This is a genomic window from Micromonospora aridisoli, assembly GCF_056150025.1.
The window spans coordinates 419,873-432,450 of record NZ_JAXCFK010000004.1; the positions used below are offsets into that span (position 1 = coordinate 419,873).

Consider the following 12,578-nt stretch of genomic DNA (forward strand, 5'->3'; position numbering starts at 1 on the left):
AACGGCGAGGGGGGAGGCTAGGGGCGGAGGTGGCCGGTGCCGGTGACCACGTACTTGGTGCTGGTCAGCTCGGGCAGGCCCATGGGGCCCCGAGCGTGCAGCTTCTGGGTGGAGATGCCGATCTCGGCACCGAAACCGAACTCGCCGCCGTCGGTGAAGCGGGTCGAGGCGTTGACCATCACGGCTGCCGCGTCGACCCGGGCCACGAACTCCCGGGCGGCCGACTGCGAGTCGGTGACGATCGCCTCGGTGTGGCCGCTGCCGTACCGCCGGATGTGGGCCACCGCCGCGTCCAGGGAGTCGACGACGGCGGCGGAGATGTCCGCGGCGAGATACTCGGTGCCGAAGTCCTCCTCGGTGGCCGGGACGACGGTGTCGGAGTAGGCCGCGACCCGCGCGTCGCCGTGCACAGTCACCCCGGCCTCGGCGAACGCGGCCAGCGCCGCCGGCAGGAACGCGTCGGCGACGTCGGCGTGCACCAGCAGCGACTCGGCGGTGTTGCAGGTGGACAGCCGCTGCGTCTTCGCGTTGAGAGTGATCGCCACCGCCATCGACACGTCGGCGGCGGCGTCCACGTAGACGTGGCAGTTGCCCACCCCGGTCTCGATCACCGGAACGGTCGACTCCTCGACCACGGTGCGGATCAGCGACGCTCCGCCACGCGGGATCAGCACGTCCACCAGGCCCCGGGCCCGCATCAGCTCCTTGACCGAGTCGCGGGAGCTGGCGTCGACCAGCTGCACCGCGTCGGCGGGCAGGCCGGCCGCGTCGACCGCGTCGCGCAGCACCGCCACCAGCGCCGCGTTCGAGTGCGCGGCCGAGGAGGAACCGCGCAGCAGTGCCGCGTTGCCGGCCTTCAGGCAGATCCCGGCGGCGTCCACGGTCACGTTGGGCCGACCCTCGTAGATGATGCCGACCACGCCGAACGGCACCCGGATCTGCCGCAGCTCCAGACCGTTGGGCAGGGTCGAGCCGCGGACCACCTCGCCCACCGGGTCGGGGAGCGCGGCCATCTGGCGCAGCGCGCCGGCGATTCCGGCCATCCGGCCCTCGTCGAGGGCGAGCCGGTCCAGCACCGCCGCGCTCAGTCCGGCGTCGCGTCCGGCCGCCAGGTCCGCGGCGTTCGCGGCCAGGATCTCCGGCGTACGCGCCACCAACGCGTCGGCCATCGCGTGCAGCGCGGCGTCCTTGGCGGTACGCGTCGCCACGGCCAGCGCCTCCGCGGCCACCCGCGCCCGACGCCCCTGTTCGCTCACGCTCATCCCATGCTCCTTCGTGTAAGGAAGGGCCCCCTGTTAACGCCTCGTGTATAGGAAGGGCCCCCTGCAATCACTTCAACCGGTTCACAGCAGCACCAGGTCGTCGCGGTGGACGACCTCCCGTTCGTACGCCGGGCCGAGCGCCGCGGCGAGGTCGGCGGTGGAGCGCCCGAGCAGCCCGGGCAGCTCGATCGCGTCGTAGTTGACCAGCCCTCGGGCTACCGGCGCGCCGGAGGTGTCGACGAGGTCGACCGGGTCGCCGGCGGTGAACGCCCCGTCCACGGCGGTGATCCCCGCCGGCAGCAGCGACTTGCGCCGGCCCACCACCGCGGCCACCGCGCCGGGGTCGAGGTGCAGCCGGCCGCGCGGCGCGGTGGCGTGGGCGAGCCAGAACAGTCGGGCGGCGGGTCGCCGGAGACTGGGGTGAAAGAAGGTGCCGACCGGCTCACCGGCCAGGGCGGCGCCGGCCTGCGCGGCGGAGGTCAGCACCACCGGGATGCCGAAACCCGTGGCGATCCGGGCCGCCTCGACCTTGGTCACCATGCCGCCGGTGCCGACCCCCGCGCGGCCGGTGCCGCCGATCTCGACGCCGACGAGGTCCGCTTCGTCGCGTACCTCGGCGATGCGGCGGGAGCCGGGTCGGGCCGGGTCGCCGGTCCAGAGCGCGTCGACATCGGAGAGCAGCACCAGCAGGTCGGCGTCGACGAGCGCGGCCACCAGCGCGGCCAACCGATCGTTGTCGCCGAACCGGATCTCCTCGGTGGCGACCGTGTCGTTCTCGTTGACGATCGGCACCGCCCGCAGATCGAGCAGCTTGCGCAGGGTGCGGTACGCGTTGCGGTAGTGGGCCCGGCGGGTCACGTCGTCGACGGTGAGCAGCACCTGACCGACGGTGCGGCCGTGCCGGGCGAAGGCGGCCGCGTACCGCCCGATCAGCAGGCCCTGGCCGACGCTGGCGGCGGCCTGCTGGGTGGCCAGGTCGCGCGGGCGTCGGGGCAGGCCGAGCGGGGCGAGGCCGGCGGCGATCGCGCCGGAGGAGACCAGCACCACCTCGCGTCCGTCGACCACCCGCAGGCCGAGGGCGTCGACCAGCGCGTCGACCTGCCCGTCGTCCAGCCCGCCGCTGGCGGTGGTCAACGAGGAAGATCCGATCTTGACAACGACCCGTCGGGCCCTTGTTACTGCGTCGCGCACCCGCCCATTCTGCGCTGTCGTCGCGGCGTGGCCCGTCGCCGTTCCCATACTCTGGCCGCTTGTGACACCTGACGAGTACGTCGAGGCGGTGCTGGAACTGGTCGACCGGATCCCGCCCGGCCGGGTGATGTCGTACGGGGCGGTGGCCGACGCGTTGGTCGAGCGCTCCGGGCGGGCGTCGGCCCGGCTGGTTGGATCGATCATGGCGCGTCACGGCGGCGGGACGCCATGGCACCGGGTGGTGAACGCGGCCGGTGCGATGCCACCCCGGCTGGCCCGCGAGGCGCGGGCGCGGTGGCTGGCCGAGGGGACGCCGCTGCGCGGGGCCGGAGTGGACATGCGGTCGGCGGTGTGGTGGCCCGGGCAGGGGATGTGACCCGTGCCATAACGTGAGTAATATTCGGCCCCATGACCGCGCCGCCGGGTGGATCCGGCCCACCGTCCGCACCCGGCCCGTCCACGCCCGCCGCCGACCCGGCGCCCCCGGCCACCGCCTCCCGCACGAGCCCCGACGCCGCAGCGGCAGCGGCCGGCGCGCTGCCGCGCGGCGTGCACGCCGGGTACGCGCTCGGCTCGCTGGCCACCGGGGCCTTCGGCACCGTGCCGGGACTGTTGCTGCTGCCCTACCTGACCGACACGCTCGGCGTGGCCGCCGGGGTGGCGGCCCTGCTGGTGCTGTTGCCGAAGGCGTGGGACGTGCTGGTCAACCCGGTCGCCGGGCGGATCTCCGACCGCACCCGGTCACGGTGGGGCGCCCGCCGGCCGTACCTGCTCTTCGGTGGGCTGGCACTGGCCGTGCTCTTCGGCGCAATCTTCGCCGCGCCGTTCGGTGCCGGTCCCACCGCCGGGGCGTACGTCGCCGTCGCCTTCCTGGCCACGGCGACCGCGTTCGCCTTCTTCCAGGTGCCGTACGTGGCGATGCCGGCCGAGCTGACCAGCGACTACGCCGAACGTACCCGGATGATGACCTGGCGGATCGCGGTGCTGGCGCTGGCCATCCTGGTCGCCGGCGCGGTGGCCCCGCTCGTCCGCGACGCGGCCGGCGGAGGTGTCCCCGGACACCGGTGGATGGGTGTCTTCGTGGCCGCCCTGATCGCGCTCGGCGCGGTCGGCGCGTTCCTCGGCACCCGGTCCGCCCCGCAGGGCACGGTCGGCGAGAGCGAGCCCAGCCTGCGCGCCCAGCTCGCCGTCGCCGGCCGCAACCGGCCCTTCCGGGCGCTGCTGCTCTGCTTCGTGGTGCAGTCCGCCGGGGTGGCCACGATCCTCGCCGGGGTGCAGTACTTCGCCGATCACGTGCTGCGCGACGCGGCGACCGGCCCGACCGTGCTGTTCGTCTGCTTCGTCGGCCCGGCGCTGGTGGTGATGCCGCTCTGGTCCCGGGTGGGTGCCCGGCTCGGCAAGCTCGCCGCCCTGGTGGCCGCGTCACTGATCCTGTCGGCCGGTGGGCTGGCCCTGGTCGCCGCCCCGGTGCTGCCCACCGCCGCGATCTACCTGCTGGTCGCCGTGCTCGGCGTGGGTTACGCCGGGCAGCAGGTGTTCGCGCTGGCCATGCTGCCGGACTGCATCGCGTACGACACCGCGCGCACCGGACGGCGGCAGGCCGGCGTCTTCACCGGCGTGTGGACGGCCGGGGAGACCTTCGGCCTCGCCCTCGGTCCGGGCATCTACGGCCTGGTGCTCGCCCTCACCGGTTACGTCTCCTCCAGCACCGGAACGGCCGCCGCCCAGTCCGACACGGCCCGCCTCGGCGTGCTGCTCGGCTTCACCGTCCTCCCCGCCCTCCTCATCGGCCTGGCCACCCTCCTGCTCCGCCCCTACGACCTCACCCCCGCGCGGCTTGCCGCCCTCACCTCGCCGGCACCGGTCGCGGCAGGTGCAGCAGCCACGGGCAACCACGGAAAGGGCAGCACAACTTCATGATCGACGAGAGCGGATCGGCGCTGCCGGACCAGGGAGTGCCGGCGGAGCAGGTGCTGGCCGAGATTCGGCGGCTGCGGGCGATGGACCGGCCGACCCACGGGGGACGACTGTTCGCGTACGTCTACGACCCGGCGGTGGCCGGGCTGGACGCGCTCGCCGCCGCCGCGTACGCCGAGAGCGCCCACGTCAACGGGCTGGACCCGACGGCCTTCCCGTCCCTGCTGGCCATGGAGAACGCGCTGGTCGCGGCCGCGGCGCGGCTGCTCGGCGGTGGGCCGGGCACGAGCGCCCCGGACGTCGTCGGCAGCGTCACCAGCGGCGGGACCGAGTCGCTCATCCTGGCCGTGAAGACCGCCCGGGACGCTCGGCCGGACGTCGCGGAGCCCCGGATCGTGGTACCGGTCAGCGCTCACGCCGCGTTCGCCAAGGCCGCTCACTACCTACGGGTGGCACTCGACACCGTGCCGGTCGACCCGATGACGCTGCGGCCGGCGGTCGCCGACGTGGCCGCCGCCGTCCGGCCGGAGACGGTGCTGGTGGCCTGCTCCGCACCCTCGTACGCGCACGGCGTCGTCGACCCGGTCGAGCAGATCGCCGAGGTGGCCGCCGCCGCCGGGGTCCGTTGCCACGTGGACGCCTGCTTCGGCGGCTGGACCCTGCCGTACCTGCGCCGCCTCGGCGCGCAGGTACCCCCCTTCGACCTCGCCGTACCCGGCGTCACCTCGATCTCGGTGGACCTGCACAAGTACGCGTACGCGCCGAAGGGCGTGTCGGTGCTGCTGCACCGCGACTCACGGCTGCGCGCCCCGCAGTACTTCGCGTACGCCGACTGGCCCGGGTACACGATGATCAATCCGGTGATCTCCTCGACCCGGTCGGGTGGTCCGATCGCCGCCGCGTACGCCACCCTGCGGCACCTCGGTGACGACGGCTACCTGGAGCTGACCCGCCGGACGCGGGAGGCCGTCCGGACGCTGGCCGACGCGGTGCGCGGCACCGACGGGCTGCGGCTGGTCGCCGAGCCCGAGTCGACAGTGGTCTGCCTCACCGCCACCGACGCCGGGCCGGACCTGTTCGTGCTGGTCGACGAGCTGGCCCTGCGCGGCTGGCACACCCAGCCCCAGCTGTCGTACGCCGGACTGCCGCGCAGCGTGCACCTGACGGTGACCGCCGCGGTGGCGCCCCGGGCGGCGGAGTTCGGCCCCGACCTGGCCGACGCGGTCGCCGCCGCCCGTGCCTCGGGCCCGGTCGTGTTGCCCCCGGAACTGCGCGCCCTGGCCGGCTCGCTCACCCCGGCGGCGCTCACCGGCGACCTGGTCGCCGGCCTCGCCGCCGGGCTCGGGCTGGGCTCCGGCGGCGGGCTGCCGGAGCGGATGGCGATGGTCAACACGCTGCTCGACGCCGCGCCCCCGGCGTTGCGCGAGCGGCTGCTGGTCGAGTTCGTCAGCCTGCTGCAACGCCCGGCCTGGTAGCGGCCCGTCGGCGCGCGATGTTAAGAGGGGGCCCCTGTACCACGCCAGGCGTTAACAGGGGGCCCTTCCTTTCAGCAAGGCTCGGCGGGCGCTGTGGTTGACTGTCGGGGACGGGAGGGGGAGTGGTCGTGCAGCTGCCTGCGGTGCTCGGTGAGCCGATCCGGTTCGTGCTCAACTGGGGCCGGCGCTACTCGCTCTGGGTCTTCAACTTCGGCCTGGCCTGCTGCGCCATCGAGTTCATCGCGACCAGCATGTCCCGCCACGACTTCATGCGACTCGGCGTGATCCCGTTCGCGCACGGGCCCCGGCAGGCCGACCTGATGGTGGTCTCCGGCACCGTCACCGACAAGATGGCCCCGGCGATCAAGCGGCTCTACGACCAGATGCCCGAGCCGAAGTACGTCATCTCGTTCGGCGCCTGCTCCAACTGCGGTGGCCCGTACTGGGACTCCTACTCGGTGACCAAGGGCGTCGACCAGCTCATCCCGGTCGACGTCTACGTGCCCGGCTGCCCGCCCCGGCCGGAGGCGCTGCTGCACGGCATCCTCCGCCTCCAGGAGAAGATCGCCGCCGAGCAGTCCGGCATCGGCGGCGTGCCCCGCCCCGACCCGCTCGCCGCGCCGGTCGACGCCCCGCCCGCCGACGGCGGCTCGGTCGACGCCGCGTCCGGTGGTGGCGCCGCGCCGCGATCCACCGCCTCGCTCACCGCCCCACCCGTACGTCCGCCGAACCGCTGATCGCGAGCGCCGCTCGGCTGGCCCGCGGAGTGGTGGAGCTTCGCTAGCGTACGGCCATGACCGACGTCGCGGAGCAGCGTTCCGCCTTCATCGTCAAGGTGCTGACCGAGGAGTTCGGCACCCTGATGGCGCTCGACCCGGCCGCCTTCCGGCGCAAGTTCCGCAAGATGGCCGCCTCACCGTTCGCCTTCTACCGGGGCAGTGCCAGCCTCTTCTACGCCGACCAGCGCGGCGACTTCGCCGACGACCGCTTCCTGGACGAGCAGACCAGCCGGGTGTGGATCCACGGCGACCTGCACGCGGAGAACTTCGGCACCTACATGAACGGCTCCGGCCAGCTCGTCTTCAACGTCAACGACTTCGACGAGGCCTACGTCGGGCCGTTCACCTGGGACCTGCGGCGGTTCGTCGCCAGCGTGGCGCTGATCGGGTACACCAAGGCGCTCTCCGACCGGGTGATCAGCGATCTGGTCACCTGCTTCGCGGACGCGTACCTGGTCGAGCTGAGGGCCATCGCCGCGGGCGGGGACGACGCCATCGGGTCGATCACCCTGGACAACGCCGACGGGGTGCTGCGCCGGGTGCTCCAGCAGGCGCGGTTGAACACCCGGGTCGACCTGCTGCGCGGACAGACCACCATCGACAACTACGAGCGGCGCTTCTCCCTCGGCGACGGGGTGTACGAAATCGACGGCGACGTCCGGACGCGGGTCTGTGCGGCGTTCGAGGCGTACCTGGAGACGTTGCCCGCCACGACGGCCCAGGCCCGGCCGCTCGCGGCGCAGATCAAGGACGTGGTGCTGCGCAAGGGCGTGGGCATCGGCTCGGCCGGGCTGCCGTCGTACAACCTCCTGTTGGAGGGGCACACCCAGGCGTTGGAGAACGACGTCGTCATCTACATGAAGCAGGCGCAGACGCCGGCGGTGGCGCGGTACATCGACGACGAGCGGGTCCGCGGCTACTTCCGGCACCAGGGGCACCGCACCGCCGAGTCCCAGCGGGCCCTGCAGGCACACGCCGACCCCTGGGTGGGCTTCACCGAACTCGACGGCGTCGGCCAGCTCGTCGCCGAGGTCTCCCCGTACGCGGCCGATCTCGACTGGGCGGACGTCAACGAGCCGGAGGAACTGGCCGGGGTGCTGGCCGACCTGGGCCGGGCGGTCGCCCGGATGCACTCGGTGGCCGACGACGAGTCCAGCCACGACCTGGTCGACTACTCCACCGAGGAGGCCATCGTCGCCGCCGTCGACGCGGACCCCGCCGGCTTCGTCGGGCACCTGGTCGACTTCGCCCACACCTACGGCGTACGCGCCCGGCAGGATCACCAGCTCTTCGTCGACCTGTTCCGCAACGGCCGGCTGCCCGGCATCTGACCGCCGCCCGGCACGCCGTGCCCGGCGTGCCCGGGTAGTCTCGGCCGGCCGGGCCGGCGGCTCGCCCGGCCGGCTCAGGCGGCGAAGTCGAGGACCACCTTGATGTCCTGCGGTCCCGGCGAGTAGGCGGTGGCGTACTCCGCCAGCGGCACCCGGCGGGTGATCAGCGAACCGAGCCAGGCGGGGTCGGCCTTGGACAGCGCCTCGGCGGCACCCTCCCAGTGCCGCCGATTGGCGTTGACCGAGCCGAAGACCACGTTGTTCTCCAGGACGAGGGTCCGGTTCAGGGCACCCGCGTCGAAGTCGATGGTCCGGCCGCCGCTGGACACTCCGGCCAGGCAGACGATCCCGTTGGGACCGACCTTGCACATCGCCTCCAGGACGACCACCGGCGCGCCGGTGCACTCGACGATGACGTCCGGTTCGAGGTCCAACTGGTCCAGCGGCCCGGAGTGGTACGTCGCCCCGAGGGAGCCGGCGAGCGCGGGCTTCGGGCCCTCGGTGGCCAGGTCCAGCATGTGCACGGAGAGACCCCGCTGGGTGGCCAGCAGCGCGGCGAGCAGACCGATCGGACCCGCTCCGGTGATCAGCGCGGTGCGGGGTTGCCACTCCGCCCGCTTCCCGATCCGGTCGATGTGGTCCCACGCCTTGACCATCACGCTTGTCGGTTCGAGCAGCATGCCCACCTGGACCAGCGACGGATCGAGCCCCACGGCGAAGGAGGGCTGCAACCGCCACCGCTCCCGGGCGAAGCCCGGCAGCGACTTGATGCCGTGCTCGGTGAACATGCCGTTGCGGCACATGTCCCACTCGCCCACCGCGCAGTTCGGGCAGGGCAGCGGATCCGGGTGCCGGACGATCCCGGCCACCAGATCGCCGGGTTGCCGGGTGCCGGTCGGGTCCTCCAGCACCCGGCCCAGTGACTCGTGACCGAGCACCAGGTGGTCGGTGCCGGGCGGCGCCTCGCCGTACTGCCCCTCGATGATCTCGATGTCGGTCCCGCAGACCCCCACCGAGACGGCCTCCACCAGGATGGGGCCCTCCTCGTGGGCCGGTTCCGGGTAGTCGTCGAGCAGCCGCAGCGAGCCGGGTACTCCGGGGATGACGGTCACAGCGCGCACGGGTTCATCCTGCTGGCCGACGGTGGGCGGCACCGGCGAAGCCGGGCAGAGTCACCCGGCCGCGTGCACCGGGCCGGTGCGGGCGCCCGCGCCCGGGCCTCGTCTCGGCTCAGCGAGGCCCAGGAGACACGCCCTAGGATCAGCGACATGACACCGGAAGAGGTCGGCCAGCGGCTCGTCGCGCTGCTCGCGCCCGTCGAGGCCACCGCGACGGTCTCCGGCGGTCAGGTCCATGCCCGGGCCACCGTCGACGTACCCCCGCACGCCTGGCGGGCCGCGCTACTGGCCGCCCGCGACGACGCCGAGCTGGCCTGCGACTACTTCGACTGGCTGTCGGCGGTCGACGAGTTGGCCGACGGCTTCGACGTGGTGGCGCACCTCTGGTCCACCCGGCACCGGCACGGCGTGCTGCTGCGCGCCCGGGTGCCCCGGGAGACGCCGGCGGTCGACTCCGTGGTGGCGGTCTACCCGGGCGCGGCCTGGCACGAGCGGGAAACCCACGAGATGTTCGGCATCGACTTCGCCGGGCACGCCGACCTGCGCCCGCTGCTGCTGCCGCCGGAGTTCGAGGGGCATCCGTTGCGCAAGGAGTTCGTCCTCGCCTCGCGGGTGGCGAAGCCCTGGCCGGGTGCGAAGGAACCGGGCGAGTCCGAGGCCGGCGGTGGACGTCGCCCGATCCGGCCGCCGGGTGTGCCGGCGCCGGGAGAGTGGGGAGTCGTGCCGACCCCCGCCGGTGCCGGTGGGGTGGGCGAGGGCCCGCGCGGTGGCACCCCGGCCCGGCCCGCTCGGGAGCGGCCGGCCCGTCCGGCACCGGGCGCCCGTGCGCCGCGCCCTTCCCGGTCCGCCGGCTCTGCGGGCGAACCAGCGGATACCCGGCCCGCCCCCGACCGCCCGGCCACCGGGCCCGCCCCCGACGGCGCGGTCCCCGGGCCCGCACCCGACGGCCCGGCCAGCGGGGGTGGCCCGACTTCCGGGGCTGACGGCGGTCCGGCGCCCGACGAGGGAGGTAGGCCCTGATGCCGCTCTGGTTGGAGCTGGTCATCCGGATCGGTGGGGTGCTGGCCGCCTTCCTGGTCCTGCCGCTGCTGGTGGGTCAGGCGGAACACAAGGTCATGGCGCACATGCAGGGCCGGCTCGGCCCGATGTACGCGGGCGGATTCCACGGCTGGGCACAATTGATCGCCGACGGGGTGAAGTTCGTCCAGAAGGAGGACGTCACCCCGCGCGCGGCCGACCGGCCGGTGTTCCGGCTGGCTCCGGCGGTGGCCCTGGTCCCGTACCTGCTGGCCCTGCTGGTGATTCCGCTCGGTCCGAACGACCTGGTCGGGCAGCCGCTGGACATCGGGCTCTTCTTCGTACTGGCGGTGGTCGGCGTGGGCGTGCTGGCCGTGCTCATGTCGGCCTGGGCGTCGGCCAACAAGTACAGCCTGCTCGGCGGCCTGCGCGGGGCGGCGCAGTTGCTCGGCTACGAGCTGCCGCTGGTGTTGGCCGCCGCGTCGGTGGCGATGGCCGCCGGCACGCTCAGCCTCTCCGGCATCGTCGAGGCATGGCAGCCGTGGTGGCTGCTGTGGCAGGCACCGGCGATGGTGGTCTTCTTCGTGGCCGGTCTGGCCGAGATCCGCCGGCCACCGTTCGACATGCCGGTCGCCGACTCGGAGCTGGTCTTCGGCTACCTGACCGAGTACACCGGCCTGCGCTTCGCGTTCCTGCTGCTGGCCGAGTACGTCGGCATCGTGGTGATCGCCGCGCTCACCACCGTGCTGTTCCTCGGCGGTTGGCAGGGGCCGTTCGCCGACGCGCAGCTCGGCTGGCTCTGGACCCTGCTGAAGGTCGCTGCGGTCAGCTTCGTGATCATCTGGCTCCGGGTGTCCTACCCCCGACTGCGCGAGGATCAGCTCCAGCGTCTCTGCTGGCTCGTCCTGGTCCCCACCGCCCTGGCCCAGCTGGTCCTGACCGCCGCCGTCCGCCTGACCCTCTGACAGCCCCTACCCTCGCCCCTGTTTCGCCCGGTTGATCATGAGGTTGGCGGCGATGTTGATCTCCAAAACTGCCGCTAACCTCATGATCAACGCGGGCGGGGCGGGGAGAGCGGGGTGTGGGTGGGGTCTACTCGCTCGGCGGGGGTGGGGGGTTCGGGTGGGGTGCCTTCGCCGAAGGGGCGGCCACCGAGGGCCTCGCGGTCGTGGGGCTCCAGCCAGTTCGACAGGTCGGGACCGAGCGGCACCACACCGGTCGGGTTGATGTCCCGATGCACCTCGTAGTAGTGCCGCTTGATGTGGTCGAAGTCGATCGTGTCGCCGAAGCCGGGGGTGGTGAACAGGTCCCGGGCGTACGCCCACAGCACCGGCATCTCACTCAACTTCTGCCGGTTGCACTTGAAGTGGCCGTGGTAGACGGGGTCGAAGCGGACCAGCGTGGTGAACAGCCGTACGTCGGCCTCGGTGATCGTGTCGCCGACCAGGTAACGCTGCCCGGCCAGCCGTTCGCTGAGCCAGTCGAGCCGGTCGAACAGCCGCCGGTACGCCTGCTCGTACGCCTCCTGGCTGCCGGCGAAACCGCACCGGTAGACGCCGTTGTTGACGTCGGTGAAGACCAGCGCGTTGACCTCGTCGATCTCGGCGCGCAGGTGCTCCGGATACAACTGCGGGGCGCCGGGACGATGGTACGCGGTCCACTCGGTGGACAGGTCCAGACTCATCCGGGCGTAGTCGTTGGTCACCACCTGCCCGGTCGGCACGTCCACGATGGCCGGCACGGTGATGCCCCGGGGGTAGTCCGGGTAGCGGGCGAAGAAGGCCTCCTGGAGGCGTTCGATGCCGAGCACCGGGTCCCGCCCGTCCGGGTCGAGGTCGAAGGTCCAGCTCCGCGCGTCGTGGGTGGGTCCGGCGACGCCCATCGAGATGGCCTCCTCCAGCCCCAGCAGCCGGCGTACGATGATCAGCCGGTTGGCCCAGGGGCAGGCCCGGCTGACCACCAACCGGTACCGGCCGGGCTCGACCGGGTACCCGTCGCGGCCGTCCGCGGTGATCCGGGTGGTGATGTAGTTCTGGTCCCGCTTGAATTCGCCCGGCTCTACGTACCTGCCGCCGCCGCTCTTGCCGTCCTCGCCCATGTCGCCCCCCAGGGTGTGCCCGACGCGTCCTCGGTCCCATCATGGCGGATCTTCGACCGGCCGGCCCGGTGGGCGAGCCGGCCGCCCAGCGGCAGGGGAGAAAGGGCGCCGACGACCCGGGTCAGCGGGAGCGGGGCGTGATCCGGTCGAGCCGGTGGGCGTGCACCACGATTCCCGCCTCGGTCTCGGCGAGGCAGGTCTCTTCCAGTGCGGCCATGAGCCGACCGGCGATGGACTGGTGCAGTCGCGCGGGGGAGGGCGACCCGAGCAGTTGTCCGTCCAGAAGTTCACGGCGGCGGCCGTCGTCGGGCAGGCGGTCCAGGTCGTCCGTCGTCCACTCGCCCGGCGCCAAGCCGCCGTCGTGCAGCGCGGCGGTCATTGACGGGTCCC

The 12,578-nt window shown here is 73.1% G+C and carries 11 protein-coding genes and 1 pseudogene; 7 read left to right on the top strand and 5 right to left on the bottom strand.

Translation table 11 applies throughout. The features are described 5' to 3' along the window. Positions 1-17: 17 nt before the first annotated feature. Both SM447_RS11385 and proB read right to left on the bottom strand, forming a co-directional pair. Positions 18-1,262: a glutamate-5-semialdehyde dehydrogenase gene (locus SM447_RS11385; protein WP_474572713.1), complete on the bottom strand. Its 1,245-nt coding sequence runs from the start codon at positions 1,260-1,262 to the stop codon at positions 18-20. Between the two features lie 81 nt (positions 1,263-1,343). Next, the gene (proB, locus tag SM447_RS11390; RefSeq protein WP_474572714.1) at positions 1,344-2,453 is read right to left on the bottom strand and encodes a glutamate 5-kinase; all 1,110 of its coding nucleotides are present in this window, start codon (positions 2,451-2,453) and stop codon (positions 1,344-1,346) included. A gap of 61 nt (positions 2,454-2,514) precedes the next feature. On the opposite strand from proB, the gene SM447_RS11395 reads away from it, so the two are divergent. From SM447_RS11395 to SM447_RS11415, 5 genes are all read left to right on the top strand, one after another. Then, on the top strand, positions 2,515-2,829 hold the full coding sequence (locus SM447_RS11395; protein ID WP_474572715.1) for an MGMT family protein: 315 nt from the start codon (positions 2,515-2,517) through the stop codon (positions 2,827-2,829). Positions 2,830-2,861: 32 nt separating this feature from the next. Then, positions 2,862-4,373: an MFS transporter gene (locus tag SM447_RS11400; RefSeq protein WP_474572716.1), complete on the top strand. Its 1,512-nt coding sequence runs from the start codon at positions 2,862-2,864 to the stop codon at positions 4,371-4,373. Beyond that, positions 4,370-5,845 (top strand): pyridoxal phosphate-dependent decarboxylase family protein, encoded by a 1,476-nt coding sequence (locus tag SM447_RS11405; RefSeq protein ID WP_474572717.1) that lies wholly within the window; start codon positions 4,370-4,372, stop codon positions 5,843-5,845. Before SM447_RS11400 ends, SM447_RS11405 begins: the two co-directional genes overlap by 4 nt. 128 nt (positions 5,846-5,973) lie before the next feature. Further along, on the top strand, positions 5,974-6,582 hold the full coding sequence (locus tag SM447_RS11410) for an NADH-quinone oxidoreductase subunit B (RefSeq protein ID WP_474572718.1): 609 nt from the start codon (positions 5,974-5,976) through the stop codon (positions 6,580-6,582). A gap of 56 nt (positions 6,583-6,638) precedes the next feature. Further along, positions 6,639-7,955, top strand: coding sequence for a DUF2252 domain-containing protein (locus tag SM447_RS11415; protein ID WP_474572719.1), 1,317 nt, complete (start codon positions 6,639-6,641; stop codon positions 7,953-7,955). A 74-nt stretch (positions 7,956-8,029) separates the two neighbouring features. Here the strand turns inward: SM447_RS11415 and SM447_RS11420 are convergent, their stop codons facing one another. Continuing rightward, on the bottom strand, positions 8,030-9,076 hold the full coding sequence (locus tag SM447_RS11420; protein ID WP_474572720.1) for a glucose 1-dehydrogenase: 1,047 nt from the start codon (positions 9,074-9,076) through the stop codon (positions 8,030-8,032). A gap of 147 nt (positions 9,077-9,223) precedes the next feature. Here SM447_RS11420 and SM447_RS11425 point away from each other — a divergent pair. Both SM447_RS11425 and SM447_RS11430 read left to right on the top strand, forming a co-directional pair. Next, positions 9,224-9,820, top strand: a pseudogene (locus SM447_RS11425) (NADH-quinone oxidoreductase subunit C); the annotation flags it as partial. 272 nt (positions 9,821-10,092) lie between these two features. Continuing rightward, on the top strand, positions 10,093-11,055 hold the full coding sequence (locus tag SM447_RS11430) for a complex I subunit 1/NuoH family protein (protein WP_474572721.1): 963 nt from the start codon (positions 10,093-10,095) through the stop codon (positions 11,053-11,055). Between the two features lie 86 nt (positions 11,056-11,141). Here the strand turns inward: SM447_RS11430 and SM447_RS11435 are convergent, their stop codons facing one another. Further along, the gene (locus SM447_RS11435; RefSeq protein ID WP_474572722.1) at positions 11,142-12,188 is read right to left on the bottom strand and encodes a glutathione S-transferase family protein; all 1,047 of its coding nucleotides are present in this window, start codon (positions 12,186-12,188) and stop codon (positions 11,142-11,144) included. A gap of 121 nt (positions 12,189-12,309) precedes the next feature. Further along, the gene (locus tag SM447_RS11440) at positions 12,310-12,567 is read right to left on the bottom strand and encodes a hypothetical protein (RefSeq protein ID WP_474572723.1); all 258 of its coding nucleotides are present in this window, start codon (positions 12,565-12,567) and stop codon (positions 12,310-12,312) included. Positions 12,568-12,578 lie beyond the last annotated feature (11 nt).

Excerpts from the sequence above, each read along its gene's own strand:
- SM447_RS11405 (WP_474572717.1), top strand. The coding sequence starts at position 4,370 with ATGATCGACGAGAGCGGATCGGCGCTGCCGGACCAGGGAGTGCCGGCG.
- SM447_RS11415 (WP_474572719.1), top strand. The coding sequence starts at position 6,639 with ATGACCGACGTCGCGGAGCAGCGTTCCGCCTTCATCGTCAAGGTGCTG.
- SM447_RS11440 (WP_474572723.1), bottom strand. The coding sequence starts at position 12,567 with ATGACCGCCGCGCTGCACGACGGCGGCTTGGCGCCGGGCGAGTGGACG.
- SM447_RS11430 (WP_474572721.1), top strand. The coding sequence starts at position 10,093 with ATGCCGCTCTGGTTGGAGCTGGTCATCCGGATCGGTGGGGTGCTGGCC.
- SM447_RS11400 (WP_474572716.1), top strand. The coding sequence starts at position 2,862 with ATGACCGCGCCGCCGGGTGGATCCGGCCCACCGTCCGCACCCGGCCCG.
- SM447_RS11435 (WP_474572722.1), bottom strand. The coding sequence starts at position 12,188 with ATGGGCGAGGACGGCAAGAGCGGCGGCGGCAGGTACGTAGAGCCGGGC.
- SM447_RS11385 (WP_474572713.1), bottom strand. The coding sequence starts at position 1,262 with ATGAGCGTGAGCGAACAGGGGCGTCGGGCGCGGGTGGCCGCGGAGGCG.